16 protein-coding genes are annotated in these 17,047 nt (G+C 45.9%); 6 read left to right on the top strand and 10 right to left on the bottom strand.

The features are described from left to right. Nucleotides 1–41: 41 nt before the first annotated feature. The 7 genes from panC to dksA all read right to left on the bottom strand — a co-directional run bounded on the left by panC (nt 42) and on the right by dksA (nt 6,997). Nucleotides 42–893, bottom strand: coding sequence for a pantoate--beta-alanine ligase (gene panC / locus OA79_RS08825; protein WP_063332864.1), 852 nt, complete (start codon nt 891–893; stop codon nt 42–44). After that, on the bottom strand, nt 893–1,717 hold the full coding sequence (gene panB / locus OA79_RS08820) for a 3-methyl-2-oxobutanoate hydroxymethyltransferase (protein ID WP_063332863.1): 825 nt from the start codon (nt 1,715–1,717) through the stop codon (nt 893–895). Before panB ends, panC begins: the two co-directional genes overlap by 1 nt. A 3-nt stretch (nt 1,718–1,720) precedes the next feature. After that, a complete protein-coding gene (gene folK / locus OA79_RS08815) occupies nt 1,721–2,203 on the bottom strand; it encodes a 2-amino-4-hydroxy-6-hydroxymethyldihydropteridine diphosphokinase (RefSeq protein ID WP_063332973.1) in 483 nt (160 codons plus the stop codon). A 14-nt stretch (nt 2,204–2,217) separates the two neighbouring features. Next, nucleotides 2,218–3,654 (bottom strand): polynucleotide adenylyltransferase PcnB, encoded by a 1,437-nt coding sequence (gene pcnB / locus OA79_RS08810; RefSeq protein WP_063332862.1) that lies wholly within the window; start codon nt 3,652–3,654, stop codon nt 2,218–2,220. 534 nt (nt 3,655–4,188) lie between these two features. Beyond that, on the bottom strand, nt 4,189–5,610 hold the full coding sequence (locus OA79_RS08805; protein ID WP_063332861.1) for a sigma-54-dependent transcriptional regulator: 1,422 nt from the start codon (nt 5,608–5,610) through the stop codon (nt 4,189–4,191). A 70-nt stretch (nt 5,611–5,680) separates the two neighbouring features. Beyond that, a complete protein-coding gene (gluQRS, locus tag OA79_RS08800; protein ID WP_063332860.1) occupies nt 5,681–6,559 on the bottom strand; it encodes a tRNA glutamyl-Q(34) synthetase GluQRS in 879 nt (292 codons plus the stop codon). Between the two features lie 3 nt (nt 6,560–6,562). Further along, entirely contained in the window at nt 6,563–6,997 is a 435-nt protein-coding gene (dksA, locus tag OA79_RS08795; protein ID WP_013794852.1) for an RNA polymerase-binding protein DksA, read from the bottom strand. 159 nt (nt 6,998–7,156) lie between these two features. On the opposite strand from dksA, the gene OA79_RS08790 reads away from it, so the two are divergent. After that, the gene (locus OA79_RS08790) at nt 7,157–8,323 is read left to right on the top strand and encodes an aminotransferase class I/II-fold pyridoxal phosphate-dependent enzyme (RefSeq protein ID WP_063332859.1); all 1,167 of its coding nucleotides are present in this window, start codon (nt 7,157–7,159) and stop codon (nt 8,321–8,323) included. A gap of 29 nt (nt 8,324–8,352) precedes the next feature. Here the strand turns inward: OA79_RS08790 and lptG are convergent, their stop codons facing one another. Continuing rightward, nucleotides 8,353–9,414, bottom strand: coding sequence for an LPS export ABC transporter permease LptG (gene lptG, locus OA79_RS08785; protein ID WP_063332858.1), 1,062 nt, complete (start codon nt 9,412–9,414; stop codon nt 8,353–8,355). A gap of 3 nt (nt 9,415–9,417) precedes the next feature. Continuing rightward, on the bottom strand, nt 9,418–10,536 hold the full coding sequence (gene lptF, locus OA79_RS08780) for an LPS export ABC transporter permease LptF (RefSeq protein WP_231908838.1): 1,119 nt from the start codon (nt 10,534–10,536) through the stop codon (nt 9,418–9,420). Between the two features lie 119 nt (nt 10,537–10,655). Here lptF and OA79_RS08775 point away from each other — a divergent pair, with 119 nt between their 5' ends. The 4 genes from OA79_RS08775 to OA79_RS08760 all read left to right on the top strand — a co-directional run bounded on the left by OA79_RS08775 (nt 10,656) and on the right by OA79_RS08760 (nt 15,955). Next, nucleotides 10,656–12,116, top strand: a complete 1,461-nt coding sequence (locus tag OA79_RS08775; protein ID WP_063332856.1) for a leucyl aminopeptidase — start codon at nt 10,656–10,658, stop codon at nt 12,114–12,116. 250 nt (nt 12,117–12,366) lie between these two features. Then, nucleotides 12,367–12,708, top strand: coding sequence for a hypothetical protein (locus OA79_RS08770; RefSeq protein ID WP_063332855.1), 342 nt, complete (start codon nt 12,367–12,369; stop codon nt 12,706–12,708). Between the two features lie 129 nt (nt 12,709–12,837). Beyond that, nucleotides 12,838–15,621, top strand: coding sequence for a valine--tRNA ligase (locus OA79_RS08765; protein ID WP_063332854.1), 2,784 nt, complete (start codon nt 12,838–12,840; stop codon nt 15,619–15,621). 73 nt (nt 15,622–15,694) lie between these two features. After that, entirely contained in the window at nt 15,695–15,955 is a 261-nt protein-coding gene (locus OA79_RS08760) for a cold-shock protein (protein WP_063332853.1), read from the top strand. On the opposite strand, the gene OA79_RS08755 is transcribed toward OA79_RS08760, so the two are convergent. Continuing rightward, nucleotides 15,952–16,368, bottom strand: coding sequence for a CBS domain-containing protein (locus tag OA79_RS08755; protein WP_063332852.1), 417 nt, complete (start codon nt 16,366–16,368; stop codon nt 15,952–15,954). The two genes, OA79_RS08760 and OA79_RS08755, sit on opposite strands and share 4 nt — an antisense overlap. 93 nt (nt 16,369–16,461) lie before the next feature. Between OA79_RS08755 and tadA the strand changes: the two genes are divergently transcribed. Next, the gene (tadA, locus tag OA79_RS08750) at nt 16,462–16,953 is read left to right on the top strand and encodes a tRNA adenosine(34) deaminase TadA (RefSeq protein ID WP_063332972.1); all 492 of its coding nucleotides are present in this window, start codon (nt 16,462–16,464) and stop codon (nt 16,951–16,953) included. The last annotated feature ends 94 nt before the right edge of the window (nt 16,954–17,047 follow it).

Raw genomic sequence — 17,047 nt, 5'->3', positions numbered from 1 at the left:
GAAAGTGAATTAGGTTATGGGGTTGAGCTTAACGACTCAACTTACCCAAGTTCTACGCGCAGGTTGTCAATAAGACGTGCGCTCCCTAGATGTGCCGCAGCCAAGATGACTAGGCTCTTCTCTTCCTCTGTTGGCATTTGTAAATTATCTTGCGCGCGGATTTCAAAATAATCACGACGGAAACCGACCGCTTCAAGCTTCTGTTGAGCTTGTTCGCGGATGTCCTCGTGACTCGCGCTGTTTGCTAAGAGCTGTTCTTTTGCCCAGAGCAATGTTTTGTACATTGTCGGTGCAATGTCTCGTTCTTGTTCTGTTAAATAGCCGTTGCGAGAACTCATTGCTAAGCCATCTTCATTTCGGGCTGTATCTATCCCTATAATGCGGACGTTGGAACTGAGATCTCGAGTCATGTCTTCGATGACTTTTAATTGTTGGAAATCTTTATTACCAAAAATAGCGCAATCAGGCTGCACTATGTTGAATAATTTCGTAACAACGGTCGCCACGCCAACAAAATGGCCTGGGCGAGAAGCGCCGCAAAGTATGTCGGATAGGCCAACGACTTCAATCTGTGTCTGACTGCGTTTGCCATCTGGGTACATTTCTAAGGCATCGGGTGCGAAGACATAGTCACAACCGTTGGCTTTGAGTACCTTTTTGTCTTCCTCTAATGTTTTCGGGTAGCGCTCTAAATCTTCGTTAGCGGAAAACTGCATTGGGTTGACGAAAATGGATGAAACAACAATGTCGGCTTCTGTTGAGGCTCGACGAATTAATGACATGTGGCCATCGTGTAGATTGCCCATCGTCGGAACAAACGCGATGCTTTTATCTTGAAGGCGTAAGGTTTTAAGTGCTGCTCGTAATTCAGCTATGGTATGAAACGTCTGCATTATTGGAATCCGTGTTCTGGACCAGGGAAACTGGCACTTTTTACTTCGTCTACATAGGCTTCAAAGGCCTGGCTAACATTACGGCCATCCACTAAGAAGTTTTTGACAAAACGTGGCACATGGCCAAGGTTAATGCCCAGCATGTCATACATGACCAACACTTGACCGTCTGTATGGTGGCCAGCACCAATGCCGATGGTCGGGACGGGAACGGCTTCAGTTAAGCTTTTGCCAAGTTCAGTGGGGATGCATTCATACAATAAAATATCGGCACCCGCTTCGACTAAATCCAACGACTCTTGCAATAACAGTTCGGCGGCATCTTGGCTTTTGCCTTGTACTTTATAGCCACCTAGCTTATGAACTGATTGTGGTGTTAAACCTAAATGTGCGCAAACGGGAATGCCGCGTTGGCTTAACAGTTTAATGGTGTCCGCCAGCCAGCTGCCACCTTCTAGCTTGACCATGTTCGCGCCAGCTTGCATCAGCTTAGCGGCATTGTCTAAAGCCTGCTCTGGCTTACTGTAACTCATGAAAGACATGTCTGACATGATGAAGGCATTTGTGTTGCCACGCTTCACTGCGGCAGTGTGATAGCACATGTCCTCGATGGTGACGGGTAAGGTGCTGTCTTTGCCTTGAACGACCATGCCAAGTGAGTCACCCACCAAGATGGTTTCAACACCAGCCGCATTCATGACGTTCGTGAAAGAAGCATCATATGAGGTTAGGCAGGTGATTTTTTCTTTGTCGATTTTCATTTTTTTGAGTGTCGATAAAGTTACGGGTTTGGTCAGTTTTTTTTGTGAGTTGTCTGAATACATATCTTATTCTTCTGTGATAATAACCAAGTCGTTGGTATCAAGTTGGTGTAACTGCTCGGTAACGGTTTTGCCATTTACCAAGAGCATATCGGGAGCAAGATCATGAAGAGGTTGGATGACAAAACCTCGCTCAAGCATAAAAGGGTGTGGCACGGTCAATCTTGGTAAATCAATCTGCTCTTTGCCATACAATAACAGATCTAAATCTAAGGTGCGCGGTCCCCAGTGACGTTCGCGACGCCGATGATGATCTTGTTCGATGGATTGCAGTAAATCCAATAATTCGATACCGGATAATGCGGTTTCGAATGACGCAACCGCATTGACATAGTCCGGTTGATCTTGTGGGCCAACCGGTTTGCTGGCGTACAGATTAGATACTCTAAAATGATTCAAACTCGGCTGAGAGGCAAGAGTTTGAATGGCTTGGCGAATCTGCTCAAGTGGCTGATCAAGATTGCTGCCAAGACCAATATAAGCTGTCATCATTGGCCTGTCTCTTATGAGTCGCTTGCATCGTCTCTTTGTGGGGCATTGCTTTTACGGCGTCGACGAGGGCGACGTTTTTTTGGCCCTTCATTATTAGAACGACTGTCAATTTGTTTAATGAGATCTCGTTGTTGATTCTCGTTGCCGTGTTGGAATGCTTCCCACCAAGTGCCAAGATCATTCAATTCTGTGCCGCTTTGTTCACGTATTAATAAGAAATCAAAGCCAGCGCGAAACCTAGGGTGCTCTAATAGTTGGAAAGCACGTTTGCCGTAGCGTTTCGGTAATCTGAGTTGCATGTCCCAAATTTCACGCATAGGCGTTGAGAATCGACGTGGGATGGCCGTCGAAGCGACCTGATTATCAAGTACCATATTGGCGGCTTGGTGAAGTGCTGGTGTAACCGGCATGCCTTGCGCCTGAAACTCTTCGTGTCTTAGTACAACACTTGGCCACAGTAGAATGGCGTATAAAAAATAAGGCGCGGTACTTTTACCACTTTGAATGCGGTCATCCGTGTTTTTTAGGCCGCGTAGAATGAAGGCTTCAGGGTCTATGTCATCCCGCTTCCAGCCACTTTGCAGTAAAGCGTCTGTGTCTGGAAATAAATAACGAAACAGGCCAAATTCACGCAGTAACGCAAAGGTCTTAATGCCGTTACCGCTGCCCAGTAATTTCAATACTTCTTCAAATAGGCGGGCGGGCGGGATATGGTCCAGTAAGTGCGCCATTTCTTTAATGGGAGCAGCTGTACTGGCTTCAATCTCAAAGCCAAGCTTACCGGCAAAGCGAATTGCTCGAAGCATTCGAACAGGGTCTTCTTGGTAACGTTGCTTAGGATCCCCAATGATGCGAATCTGTTTGTTTTTAATGTCGGCAAGACCACCACAATAATCGTGAATACTAAAGTCTTGAACATTGTAGTAAAGGGCGTTGAAGGTAAAGTCGCGACGCTCGGCGTCTTCTTCTATGCTGCCATAAACATTGTCACGCAGAATGATGCCATGGGTTGAGCGAGCTGAATCTTTATTTTTTAGTGACGTTTGAGTCGCGCTGGGACTTGGCGTCTCTTCTTGTGCTGTATTGGCTCGAAAAGTAGAGACTTCAATGATTTCTCGACCAAAAGTAACATGCACTAAGCGAAAGCGTCGACCAATCAATCGAGAGTTGGAAAAAATGGCATGAACTTCTTCGGGCGTGGCATTGGTAACGACGTCAAAGTCTTTGGGCTCTATGTCTATCAAGTGATCTCGTATGCAACCACCCACCAAATAAGCATCGTAACCTGCTTTATTAAGACGATATAAAACCTTAACAGCATTTGGACTCATGTCCTGTCTTGATAGACTGTGTTGTTTACGAGGTATGATAATGGGGTAAGTCTGTGTTTTATTAGGTGTGAACACAGAAGAGGCTTTACGTACCAGAGATTTGAATCCTGTAAGCATTAGACAACAAATTTAAAAGTTAACGAAAATGGCATTCTACACGTGATGGCGAAAAGTTACACGATTTATGAGGCAGTTTCAGTGAAAATGGTGAAGATCGGAAATCAAAGAGATGAATCAAGAAATAAAATAATCGCTTTGGATACATGAAGATACTAGTTCCGAAAACAAAGTCAGTGCTGCTTCTGCAGTTCTACTTGGGTCTTATTTTTATTATTGCATTGTTTTCATCGCCCGAGGGCTTGTATATCTAAAAAAATCAATTATCCAAAGCGATTTTCCATCCATGGCCTCAAATTTTATTTTTATTTGAAGAGGCCACGGTGTTCCTAATTGTTATTGTTATTTTTAAGAACTTAACATACGACGATTAACTTATTTTTATTCTTGGTCAATCTTATTATCGTTGTGCCATATATAAGGCATTAGTTGTGCCAAAAAACATAATATACTGATTTTATTGGTTTTTAGTAAAATGCTGTACACTTTTTTTACAATATCTTTCTCTTTTTTTGGGTATTTTGGTATCAAGTGTTACTTTTCGGTTGTTACTTTTTTGGGTATTGCCAGCTTTTGTCTTCTTTCCCATAAACTTTTGCGCGATATGCCCAACGAATGTGCAAGTTGGGTTTCTGTCATCTTGTGCTGGTGCGTGAGTACAAAGTGTTTAAAGTAATCGTCAAGAGTCGTCCCTTGTGGAAGAGTGGCGTTAATCTTGCCATCAGTAGGGGCTTGCGATCCTTGTTGCTTGGTGTGATGTTGGCTGGCTAATTTGAGATTAGCGGCTTCCACTCTGTCCGTAGGGCTAAGTATGATGGCTCGTTCTATGGCGTTTTCCAATTCCCGAACGTTACCTGGCCAGTTGTGTGAGCGAATGGCTTTGTCAAATGTTCTGTTGTAAGGAACGGGTGGACGACGATGTTTTAAGCAAGTTTTTTCCAATAAGGCTTTCGCCAATATGGAAATGTCTTCGCCACGATCTCGTAACGGCGGTAACAGTAATTCCATGACATATAAGCGGTAGTATAAATCCTCCCGAAATTGGCCATTTTTGACCATTTCAAAGAGGTTTCTATGGGTGGCTGTAATAAGGCGAATATTAACATAAGTCGATTGCGTGGCACCGACGCGACGAATCTCGCCCTCTTGTAATACCCTAAGTAATCTCGCTTGCGCTTCGAGCGGCAGTTCGCCAATTTCATCCAGAAATAGTGTGCCTTTGTTTGCGGCAACGATTAGGCCGTCGTGCGCTGTGGTAGCCCCCGTGAAAGCGCCTTTTTCATGGCCGAATAGCTCTGATTCTATTAGGTTTTCGGGAATGGCGGCGCAGTTGACGCTGATGATAGGGTGGTCGTGTCGTTGGCTTAGGTTGTGGAGTGCTTTGGCCACGAGTTCTTTACCTGTTCCAGACTCACCTCTTATCAGAACGGTAACGTCGGTTGCGGCTACTTTGCGCATATCGCTGAATAACTCGAGCATAGGTGGGCATTGCCCAATAATGCCACTACCAGGTGTGCCAAGAGGAAGGGCTTCTTCGCGCTCGCTGGCCGCAAACAAGACAGGTTTTGAGGATAACGTGTCGGCGGTTGGGGTGGTTTTTTCTTGATCACCTTGTTCCAGCGTATTGACGACATGTTTGAGCAGCGTTTCTGTGTCTGTAGGTAAGGGTAAATAATAGACTGCGCCCTCTGCCATACTGTTTACCCCAGTACTTAGACTGGGTTTGGCATCCAACACAATGTGTTTTGGTGTTTCGGGGATCTCGTTAGCGGGATTGTCTAGTGATTCGATGGCCGCTTGATCCACGAGCATTAAGTCGAATGCTGAGAGGTCATAATATTTGTTGGCCTGCTCAAAAGATTGGCTGGTGTTAATTTGAAAACCGTATTTCGATAGCCATCTTTCCGACTCTTTCAATAGGGAGTTGTCGGGGCAGATAATCATAATGCTGTGCATGTGATGTCACCTCTTGTAACCAGTGTAACGATTATACACACGGATGAAGAGAGGTTGGAATAGAGAAGGGTTATTGAATAAGGTGCCAGTCTTGCGGTTGGATCGGCAGAGCGCTTTGTCCCTGTAGGCGTTTTATGTCCCACAATTGGATGGCTTGGTCTAAGGCGGCTTGAATGCTTGAGGCTTGAATCTGAAGCCCAAGATACTTAAGGGCACACAGTAAGGTGGTGATGTCGCCATCAGCAATGGCTTTAGCATGATTCTGTTTACTGATTTTATCGCCTCTTTGATTCACGATAAGAGGGATGTGGCACAGTTTTGGTGGTGTCCAATTAAACAATGAATACAGATGCAATTGTTGAGCGGTGGTGTCGATTAGGTCGGCACCACGAACAAGGTGGGTGATGTTTTGTCTATGGTCATCCACCACCACGGCTAATTGATAGGAAAAGTAGCCATCTTTGCGTTTTAAAACAGGGCAGGTGTTTTTAAGATCATCTGTAAAAGTGAGCATCCCTTGAATGGGATCTAGGTATTGATAAACCAATTCACTGCTCTTTAAGCGCCAAGAGTGCGGAGTGTCAGTATGGCTATTGCAAATGTGTGGATGACGACCTTGGTATGGTTGCAGCGATTGACGCGTGCAGTTGCAGGGAAAAAGTTGCCCTTGCTGTTCTAATTGCTCTAAATGATTTTGATAAGATTGGTGGTGTTGGCTTTGTACTTCAACGTTGTCGTCTGAAATAAGTTGATAGCTTTGAAGTGTGGTCAGGATTTGTTCGGCAAACATGGGTTTGCAGCGGGTTCCATCCACATCTTCAATGCGAATAAGCCATTTACCTTGTCGCTGCTTAGCTTCTAAATAGCTCGCTAAAGCACTCACTAGCGAGCCAAAATGGAGCGGACCGGTTGGCGATGGCGCAAACCGGCCTATGTAACAACTTGTCACGGATTAACCGCCGACTTGCTTCTCTTTGATTTCAGCAAGTGTTTTACAGTCAATGCACATGGTCGCCGTGGGGCGAGCTTCTAAGCGACGAATACCAATTTCGATACCGCACTCTTCACAAAAACCGTAATCATCGTTGTCGATTAGCTCAATGGTTTGAGAAATTTTCTTGACCAATTTGCGTTCGCGATCACGAGCGCGCAATTCAAGACTAAACTCTTCTTCTTGGCTAGCTCGGTCATTTGGATCTGCATAGTTTACCGCCTCTTCTTTAAGGTGGTGAACAGTGCGATCGACTTCTTCCATTAAGTTTTGTTTCCAGTTGAGTAGGATGCTTTTAAAATGCGCCAACTGGTTCTCGTTCATGTATTCTTCGCCTTCCTTAGCTACATAAGGGGTGAAGTCTTTCATTAATGAATCTGGGTTCATATTTGGCATACGCATTGCCTCACTTCGCAGGTATCCGTTGTGGTAACCTGTAACCAATAAAATTAGGTGGTTTATTTTTCGGCCGGAAACTTACCAGATTATTCGGTTGTTCACCACTTTTTTTGCGCAAAATATGACGAAATTTTTCAATTAGGCAGAGAACTCCGGATGAAACAGCATAAAATGGCGGCTCGAGTTGAGCAAATTTCTCCTTTTCAAGTGATGGCGGTACTGGAAAAAGCCAAGGCATTAGAAGCAGAAGGAAAGCCGGTTATCCATTTGGAAATAGGTGAGCCAGATTTTTCGGCGGTGGCTCAAGTTGAACAAGCCGGTATGCAGGCTATTGCACAGCATCAGACAGGTTATACGGCGGCCACTGGGTTGCCCGAATTAAAGCAGGCGATTAGCCATTATTATGCTTCACGATATCAGGTTGAGGTGGCGTCTGAGCGGATTATTGTGACGCCGGGGGCGTCAGGGGCGTTACTATTAATGGCGTCCTTAATGGTTGATGCCGGTGATGAAGTGCTTATGCCGGATCCCTGCTACCCCTGTAATCGACATTTTGTGATGCAAGTTGGCGCTCGTGCAAGATTGTTGGCGACGCAGGCAGAAGAGACTTTTGCCATGACGCCAGAGGCGGTTGAAGCCGCATGGCAAGCAACGACGTCAGGTGTGTGGTTGGCCTCGCCTTCCAATCCAACTGGGGCGGTGCTGAGTCGATCTTATGTGGAATCTATGTATGACACAGTGCGTCGCTTAGGTGGCCATTTGTTGGTCGATGAAATTTATCAAGGCTTGGTGTACGAAGGAGAGGATTTTTCCGCGTTATCCATTGCCGACGATGTGTTTGTGATTAACAGTTTCTCAAAATATTTTGCCATGACCGGCTGGCGGTTAGGGTGGTTAGTGGTACCTGAGTGGGCTATCGAAGGGGCGACCAAGTTGGCGCAAAATCTGTTTATTTCGGCTCCCAGTGTGTCTCAACACGCTGCAATACGAGCGTTTGGTCAAGATGTATTGGACGAATGTGAGCAACGTCGACAAACGTTGAACGCTCGTCGTTTGGTTCTACTAGAGGGGCTTGAGAGGCTTGGTTTACCTGTCGCCTCGCCAGCTCAGGGTGCGTTTTATGTCTATGTGGATGTTTCCAGTGTGACTCAAGATGCGATGGCTTGGTGTCTGGCCTTGTTGGAGACGGAATATGTAGCATTGACCCCAGGAGCCGATTTTGGCAGCAAAGACGCCAATCTTTATGTGCGCTTTGCTTACGCATCTGATGAAACGGATTTGCTGGAGGCCTTGTCTCGAATTGAGCGCTTCATCAACAAATAATGCCATTGATTCCGTTTGAAGAGAGAGGGTTAACCTCTTCTCTTCATTAGTAAGACGCCAGCGCAAAGACAAATGGCAATTGGGATGCTCACGCCAATGGCGGGTGGAAAATCTAAGGCGACACTCATGCGTCCAAATAGGTTAAGTGCATTTTGAAACGCTAAGCCAATCAAGACGCCGGAGAAAATGCGTCCTCCCATGGTGGAGGATCTCAGAGGGCCAAAGACACTCGACAAGGCGACTAGAACCAAGGCCATCGCTGCAATCGGCCTTAGCATGGTGATCCAGAACTCCAGTTCGTATTGTGACGCGTCCAAATTTTGTTGGCTTAAGTAATTCTGATAGCTGATGGATTGACTCAGCGATAAGGTTTCAGGGTCCTGTGAAGCCAGATAGAGATGTTCTGGCTTGATGCTCATGTTCCAGTCTTGTGTTTCAGCTTGTTTGATATCGATTCGATCAGGGAAAAAGAGGGTTTCCGAAACTTGATGCAGTTGCCATAGGGAATCGTCCACATAGGTTGCCGTTGCGGCTTTTGTAACACTTTTTAGTTGTTGACCTTGTGGCTCAAAAATTTCAATGCCATACAGTTTGCCGGTATTGTCCGCCGCATCTATGTAGATAAAGCGATTGTCTGCTTTTAGCCACACGCCACCCGTAAGAGAAAATTCGCCACTTTTTTGATTGCGGAATTTTTCAATGAGATTGGCTTTCTGTTCGCTCACCGGAGACACAAATTCAGAGACCCCGAGACCGATTAGAGACACCAATAAAATCGGCTGGCAGGCCGCAAATCCGATGCGCCAAATGGGCATGCCCGCAGCTCTCATAACCGTCAGTTCGGATGTTGCAGCAAGGGTGCCTAATCCCATCAGGGTGCCAATCAGAGAGGCAATGGGAACGTATTCAGCGAATTTTCCCGGTAAACGAAAGAGAATGACCTGTAGTAATGACGAGACGGTATAGTGGTCATTAACCTTTTTGATTTGCTCTATGAACGTGAGGGCAAAGTCGAGCCCGAGTAACACGAGAACCACAATCAAAAACGCCCACAACACACTACTGGCAATGTACTTGTCTATTTTGTTCATGACTTACGGTTCAACCTCTGTGGTGCTTGGTAAGCGTGCTTTACGGCGATGAAATACCTGGTTGTACTGGGCGAACAGCAATGCCGCCAAGAGTAAGAAAATGCCATGAATCCACCATAATCCGTATTGCATTGGAAGCTTGCCTTTCTCTAGTCCTGTGCGTCCCCAGATCAGCAGTGCGAGATACAGAATCATAATAAGAATGGCGGGCAGCATTTTGAAGAAGCGTCCTTGTCTTGGGTTTACCTGACTCAGAGACAAACCAATGATGGCTAGAATTGGAATGATAATGACTAGGGATAAACGCCATTGCAGTTCAATTTTGTCAATTTTACGATCACTGTTAATCAACGTGAGTGTGCTTTGGGTGAACGGATCATCGATGGGGCCGCTGGCCTGATTTTCCATTCGAATGGCGTAGGTGTCGAATTGCGTCACACGATATTCTGCTGTACCTGGTTGACCTTCGTAGCGAGTGCCATTTTTAAAGACGAGGTAGTTTTGATCGCCTCTGTCACTGATACGGATCTGTTCGGCATTCGCAGCAAAAGTTTGCACGGGCAGGCTTTGCCCTTTTTTGCGAATAACGTCAGAGATGAAGAGGTTATTCATCCAACCTTCTTCCGGTGTGAAACTGTCAACATAGGTAGTACGTTGACCGCTGCCTTCAAAGCGCCCTGGAATCAAAAAATCGAAAGTAGAGAGCTGGTTCTGCTGTTCTGAAGCCTCGGCGGCTTTGTATTCACTGGCTGGGGCTAACCAAAGATTGATGGTGGCACTGAACAGGCTGATTAAACAGGCAATGCCGAGGGTATAACCCGCTAGTTTGACTTTACTGATGCCGCTGGAAAATAAAATCGACATTTCATTTTCAATGTACAAGCGACCAAACGCGAGCAGCAAGGAAAGAAAAAAGGCCAATGGAATGATCATTTGTACAAAACTGGGAATGTGATAACCCAAGATAACAAAGAGAAATTCGAAGGACATTTTGCCTTCCGCAATGCGTCCTAAGTAATAGGAAAAGCGGCCGCTCAAAATCACCAATAATAAAATTAGCGTGACGCCAGCAGTTGACACCAGCACTTCTTTCGCTAAGTATCTGAATAGTCTCAAAGTCACCTCTGATGATTAATGCTTCTAAGCCGAGAGTTGATTACACTTCTAAAGCCCCCATTATCTCGTGGTAAGAAGGACATTATCCAGTATTTTTTTAAAGTTATTTTATTGAGGGTTCTTTCATGAATATGGCGTTATTTGATCGCCTGCCTAATGTAGAGGCAGATTTGTTGGTCGTGTTTGTACCAAGTGAAGGCGACTTGCCTGAGTCGACGGCTTGGGTGGATGAAAATGCCGCTGGGCACATTTCTCAATTGCGTGAAACCAGTGTTTTCAAAGGTGGTGTTGCTCAGACTTTATTGCTGCCTTCTTTAAGTCAAGATTTTGCGCAAGCCGTATTGTTGGTCGGCGTCGGTAAAAGCGATGCTTTAAGTGATATGCAGTCACGTAAAGTGGTGGCGGCGGTGGCAGCACAAATTAAAGGATTGCCGTTCGCGAAGGTCGCGGTGGCGAGCCAAGGTTTGGTCATGAAAGACCGTTCGGAATCTGAAGTCATTGCCTTAGTAGCGCAATGGTTGAATGAAGGTTTCTACAGCTTTATTGGTTTCAAACAAGACGATGCTGAAAAAGCCACAAAAGTGGAGACGTTATTGCTTCAAGGCAGTGATGAATCCGCGTTGGCAATTGGTAAAGCCACTGCTAGTGGTTCGGCTTTTGCGCGTCAGCTAGGCAATTTGCCGGGCAATGTGTGTACGCCAAGTTACCTTGCTTCAAAAGCGCAACAGTTGGCCGAAGATTTCTCCATTGAGGTTGAGCTGCTTGATGAAACCAAAATGGACGAACTCGGCATGCATTGTTTATTGTCTGTTGGTCGCGGCAGTGATCAGCCGAGTTACTTGATTGTCATGCATTATCGTGGCGGTGAAGAAGGCGATGCACCACACGTTCTATTAGGTAAAGGCATCACTTTTGATACCGGTGGTATTTCATTGAAACCTGGTCCGAAAATGGATGAGATGAAGTACGACATGTGTGGCGCAGCAAGTGTCTTTGGCACCATGAAAGCCATTTGTGAATTGAAGCCTAAAATGAATTTTACGGCGGTCATTGCCGCTGCGGAAAACATGCCAAGTGGCCATGCGACTAAGCCGGGTGACATTGTGAAAACCATGTCTGGCAAAACCGTGGAAATTCTGAATACCGATGCAGAAGGTCGTTTGGTGTTGTGTGATGCTCTGTCTTACATTGAACGCTTTGAGCCTAAGTCTGTGGTCGACATTGCGACTCTGACGGGGGCTTGTGTGGTGGCTTTGGGTAGCGTGAATTCTGGTATGTATGCGAACAATGATACGTTGGCGGCGGAATTGAAAACGGCTGGAAAAGTGTCGGCGGATAAGCTCTGGCAGATGCCATTGGATGAAGAATATCAACAGCAGTTAGACAGTAACTTTGCTGACATTGCCAACATTGGCGGCCCTGAAGCGGGTTCTGTAACGGCTGCTTGCTTCTTGTCTCGTTTTACGGAATCTTACCCTTGGGCACATTTAGACATTGCGGGTACGGCTTGGTCGGGTGGCGCGAATAAAGGGGCAAGTGGTCGACCGGTTGCCTTGTTGACGCGTTACTTGCTTAGTAAGGCTTAAGCGACTTTCTCAGCTAGTGAAAAACGTAGATTCTAGTGATCATAAAGCGGCGATATTTTTATCGCCGCTTTTTTTTGATAAACCCATTAGGAATCAATATTTTAGTTTTCAATTGAACGGTTTCTATCCGCGTTTTGTGTGTTTGGCAGACTAGACTTTTGAGGTCTTCAATGCGAAAGTGGAGAGAATACGTGGCCTGTTTAATCTGGTTACAAACAATTTCATTTAGCATTTCAACGATTGGTTTTATATGTCAGATCTTGCGACGAATCAAAATGAAGAGACTCATGAGCCGGATGAAGAAGCGCTCATTTCTGCGCTACGCAATCAGGACGACATTCCTATTCTTATGGATGTTGTGACGGACCCAGATTCAGAAGACGATGGGGTCAGTCAGGAAGCGCATTTTGTGCATTCTGTTGAGGACATCACTGAGCAAGTTGAGTCTTCAGTTGAGGCGGTTGTCTCTCACCCCCCATCACGAGAAGCGTTAGAAGAAGCCATTGCTTCAGTCTTGCAGAAACGCTTGCCTGAGCTGGTTGCCGAAGTGATTCAGGTCATGCAGACGACTGAGACACAAAACGAAAACTAAGTTATCACGCTGTTTTTGTAGGATGTTTATTGAAACCGAACCCTATAGTTCTTTATCTGGCTATGACAGGGTATAATTCCACCCAATTAATTTTGACCGCGACATTACAAAGAGCTTTAAGACACCATAATGGAAAAAACTTACCAACCTCAAAGTATCGAACAACCTATTTATAAACGTTGGGAAGAGAGTGGCTATTTTTCACCTCAAGGCAACGGCACTCCTTTTTCGATCATGATTCCCCCGCCAAACGTCACAGGTAGTCTGCATATGGGGCATGCTTTCCAGCATAGCTTGATGGACGCCATGATTCGTCGTGAACGTATGAAAGGCAGTCGTACATTATGGCAACCAGGTTGTGACCATGCGGGTATCGCTACTCAGATGGTCGTCGAGCGTCAATTGGCAGCACAAAATGTCACTCGTCATGATTTGGGGCGTGCGAAATTTCTAGACAAGGTCTGGGAGTGGAAAGGCCAATCGGGGGGTACCATTTCTGACCAGATGCGTGTGTTGGGTGACTCTGTCGCTTGGGATAAAGAACGTTTTACCATGGACCCAGGCATGTCTGCGGCGGTACAGGAAGTGTTTGTTCGTTTGTTTGACGAAGACATCATTTACCGTGGTCAGCGTCTGGTGAATTGGGACCCAGTTTTACATACAGCGATCTCTGATCTTGAAGTCATCTCGGAAGAAGAAAACGGCTTCATGTGGTATTTCCGCTACCCACTAGCGGATGGCGTTAAAACCTCCGATGGTAAAGATCATATTGTGGTCGCGACAACGCGTCCTGAAACCATGTTTGGTGATGCCGCTGTAGCAGTGGCACCAGACGATGAGCGCTTTGCTTCCTTGGTGGGTAAAGAAGTTGAATTGCCTTTGGTCGGGCGTCGTATTCCTATTGTTGCTGACGAATACGTAGACAAAGAATTCGGCACAGGCTGTGTGAAAATCACGCCGGCTCACGACTTCAATGACTATGAAGTAGGTAAGCGTCATGACATGCCGTTGATCAATATTTTCAATGATGACGCGGCAATTAACGACAATGCCCCGGAAAAATATCGTGGTATGGATCGTTTTGATGCTCGTAAAGCCGTGGTCGCCGATTTTGATGCTCTGGGCTTGTTAGAGAAAGTGGCTGATCACAAGCTCAAAGTGCCTCGTGGTGAACGTGGCAACACCATTATCGAACCTTATTTGACACAACAATGGTATGTGGCGGTGGAAAGCCTCGCCAAGCCTGCCATCGAAGCGGTTGAAAATGGCGACATCCAATTTGTGCCAAAGCAGTGGGAAAACACCTACTTTGCTTGGATGCGAGACCTACAAGACTGGTGCATCTCTCGTCAGTTGTGGTGGGGTCATCAAATTCCAGCTTGGTACGACGCTGATGGCAAGGTGTATGTTGGTAAAGACGAAGCTAGCGTACGTGCTAAATACGGTTTGGCAGCAGATCTTGAATTAACGCAAGACGAAGACGTTCTAGACACTTGGTTCTCATCCGCATTATGGACCTTCGCGACGCAAGGTTGGCCGGAAGAAACACAAGACTTTATGGATTTCAGTGAGTCTGATGTTTTGGTAACCGGCTTTGACATCATTTTCTTCTGGGTCGCTCGTATGATCATGATGACCTTGAAGTTCACTAACAAAGTGCCTTTCAAAACCGTCTATATTACGGGCTTGATTCGTGATGAACGTGGCGACAAAATGTCGAAATCCAAAGGTAACGTCATTGATCCATTGGACTTGATTAACGGTATCGATATCGAGTCTTTAGTCGCAAAACGTACTTACGGCATGATGCAACCACGCTTGGCGGAAAAAGTTGAGAAAAATACTCGTGAGACTTATCCAGAAGGGATTCAGGCTTACGGTACGGACGCTTTGCGTTTCACCTTGTGCTCTTTGGCCTCCGGTGGTCGTGACATCAAGTTTGACCTAAACCGTTTGGAAGGTTACCGCAACTTCTGTAACAAAATCTGGAACGCCACACGTTATGTGTTGATGAACACAGAAGAACAAGACTGTGGACAAAATGGCGCGGATGTTGAGTTGTCGCTTGCTGATAAATGGATTATCTCTCGTTTGCAGCATGCTGAAGACGCCGTCAATCGTGCCTTCGAAACACATCGCTATGACCTTGCGGCACAAGCTTTGTACGAGTTTATGTGGCATGAATACTGTGATTGGTACTTGGAGTTGTCTAAGCCGGTACTATGGGATGAGAATGCCACAGCGGCTCAGTTAACGGGGACGCGTCGCACCTTGGTTCGTGTGTTGGAGGCTTTCTTGCGTCTGGCACACCCAATGATGCCATTCCTAACGGAAGAAATCTGGCAGCGCATTGCGCCGCTGGCAGGCGTTGAAGGCGACACTATTATGTTGGCGCAATACCCTGAAGCGGAAGAAACCAAAAAAGATACGCAAGCTGAAGCCGATGTGGAATGGCTTAAAGGAGTGATTCTAGGCGTTCGTAACATCCGTGGTGAAATGGACATTGCGCCTTCTAAACCGCTAACGGTGTTGTTCCGTAATGGATCTGAGCAAGATAAAGCGCGCTTAGAAGCGAACCTGACTTTCTTGCAAAAATTGGCGAAACTGGAGTCTGTGACTTGGTTGAACGCGGGTGACGAAGCGCCGATGTCGGCGACCGCTTTGGTCGGTGATATGGAAGTCTTGGTGCCGATGGCTGGTTTGATCGATAAAGATGCGGAATTAGCACGTTTGCAAAAAGAAATTGATAAGGCATCTAAAGACCTACAGCGTATTGAAGGTAAGTTGTCGAATGAAAGTTTTGTGGCGAAGGCACCTGAAGCCGTTGTCGCAAAAGAAAGAGCGAAATGCGATGACCTTAAGTTGGCGGTCAGTAAGTTAGAAGATCAAAAAGCCAGCATAGAGTCATTGTAAAAAAATGAGAGGTCAGGGCAGGTGTCCTGACTTCGCGCTTACTTTAATAAAAATAAAAAAAGAGGCGATCTAAATGCAACGACTGACGGGAAGTGTTAAGTGGTTTAATGATGCGAAGGGCATCGGCTTTATTAAACGAGAAGCGGATACTGACGTGTTTGTACATTATAAATCCATTTCTTGCACTGGACATAAAACCCTTAAGAAGGGGCAAAGTGTGAGCTTTGTCTTAACGAAAACAGATTTCGGTTTACAAGCGATGGATGTTCAAGTGGAAACGGGCTTAACTCAGCCTGTTCAAAAAGACATCAATGAACAGGCTGTAGGTCACTAGCTGTTTAACATTTTATGAGCCAGTTTGACAAAGTCGACTGGGGTTAAAATACCCACCAGTGTGTTGTTTGCGATGACTGGCAAGCAACCATACTTATTGTCAATGAAGAACTCGGCGGCTGTGTCGAGCGGCATTTCTGGGCTGATGGTCAAAATGTCCTTGTTCATGGCGTTGGAAATAGGTGTTTGTTGTTCTTTTTTGGACAGTTGCTGAGTGCCAAATTGACTCACAAGGTGGAAGGCATGACGCAAGTATTCCCGTTGAGTTAACATGCCCACGCATTCATTCTCATCATTGATGATGGGAATGTTGCGAATGTTCTTTTCCTGCATAATGGTTTTGGCGGTCGCCAGAGAGTCGTTCTCTCTCAATGTAATCAGCTTAGTAACCATTAAATCTGCGACGGTTTGCATTCTAGCTATCTCCTTGTACGACTGATAGGTTTGCATTGAGTTTGGGTGAAGAATGAGTAAAACGCAATGCGCAGCAATTGAGGTAGATCAATGATGACAGAAGAAGACTGGATGGCGCTGGCGATTAAACAAGCTGAAAAAGCGGCAGGCGAGAGCGAAATTCCAGTGGGTGCCATTATTGTGCAAAATGGCAAGGTGATCGGGGAAGGCTACAATTCGCCTATTTCGAGATGCGATCCGACGGCTCATGCTGAGATTCAAGCGATCCGAGATGCTTGTCAGCGAGTGGGAAATTATCGCCTTCCAGATGCGACCCTTTATGTCACGCTTGAACCTTGTTCTATGTGTGCTGGCGCCATTGTTCATGCTCGTATAGGGCGTGTTGTGTATGCGGCAACGGAGCCCAAAAGTGGCATTATTGAAAGCCAAGGGCAGTTTTTCGATGCGCCTTTTTTGAATCACTCTGTCACTGCCCAAGGTGGGGTGTTGGCCGAAGTGGCGTCGGAACAGCTGACACGATTTTTTCAGTATCGTCGAGCACAAAAGAAAAAGCTTAAAGCGTTGTCTAATCCCCCTACTTACTAATTAATTTGCCCCTTTTTTTGCAGAAAAGTCAGACTCTGCTGGCCTCTATTTGCCTCATTGATTTAAAATACCCGCACCATTTCCCCCAAAACTA

Source organism: Marinomonas sp. TW1, from assembly GCF_001625355.1.
Lineage (GTDB): Bacteria > Pseudomonadota > Gammaproteobacteria > Pseudomonadales > Marinomonadaceae > Marinomonas.
This window is presented reverse-complemented; position numbering and strand designations above follow the sequence as displayed.

Bases quoted from the DNA above. Each gene is read 5' to 3' on its own strand.
- panC (WP_063332864.1), bottom strand. From the start codon at position 893: ATGCAGACGTTTCATACCATAGCTGAATTACGAGCAGCACTTAAAACC.
- panB (WP_063332863.1), bottom strand. From the start codon at position 1,717: ATGTATTCAGACAACTCACAAAAAAAACTGACCAAACCCGTAACTTTA.
- folK (WP_063332973.1), bottom strand. From the start codon at position 2,203: ATGACAGCTTATATTGGTCTTGGCAGCAATCTTGATCAGCCACTTGAG.
- pcnB (WP_063332862.1), bottom strand. From the start codon at position 3,654: ATGCTTACAGGATTCAAATCTCTGGTACGTAAAGCCTCTTCTGTGTTC.
- OA79_RS08805 (WP_063332861.1), bottom strand. From the start codon at position 5,610: ATGCACAGCATTATGATTATCTGCCCCGACAACTCCCTATTGAAAGAG.
- dksA (WP_013794852.1), bottom strand. From the start codon at position 6,997: ATGCCAAATATGAACCCAGATTCATTAATGAAAGACTTCACCCCTTAT.
- OA79_RS08790 (WP_063332859.1), top strand. From the start codon at position 7,157: ATGAAACAGCATAAAATGGCGGCTCGAGTTGAGCAAATTTCTCCTTTT.
- lptG (WP_063332858.1), bottom strand. From the start codon at position 9,414: ATGAACAAAATAGACAAGTACATTGCCAGTAGTGTGTTGTGGGCGTTT.
- OA79_RS08775 (WP_063332856.1), top strand. From the start codon at position 10,656: ATGAATATGGCGTTATTTGATCGCCTGCCTAATGTAGAGGCAGATTTG.
- OA79_RS08770 (WP_063332855.1), top strand. From the start codon at position 12,367: ATGTCAGATCTTGCGACGAATCAAAATGAAGAGACTCATGAGCCGGAT.
- OA79_RS08765 (WP_063332854.1), top strand. From the start codon at position 12,838: ATGGAAAAAACTTACCAACCTCAAAGTATCGAACAACCTATTTATAAA.
- OA79_RS08760 (WP_063332853.1), top strand. From the start codon at position 15,695: ATGCAACGACTGACGGGAAGTGTTAAGTGGTTTAATGATGCGAAGGGC.
- OA79_RS08755 (WP_063332852.1), bottom strand. From the start codon at position 16,368: ATGCAAACCGTCGCAGATTTAATGGTTACTAAGCTGATTACATTGAGA.
- tadA (WP_063332972.1), top strand. From the start codon at position 16,462: ATGACAGAAGAAGACTGGATGGCGCTGGCGATTAAACAAGCTGAAAAA.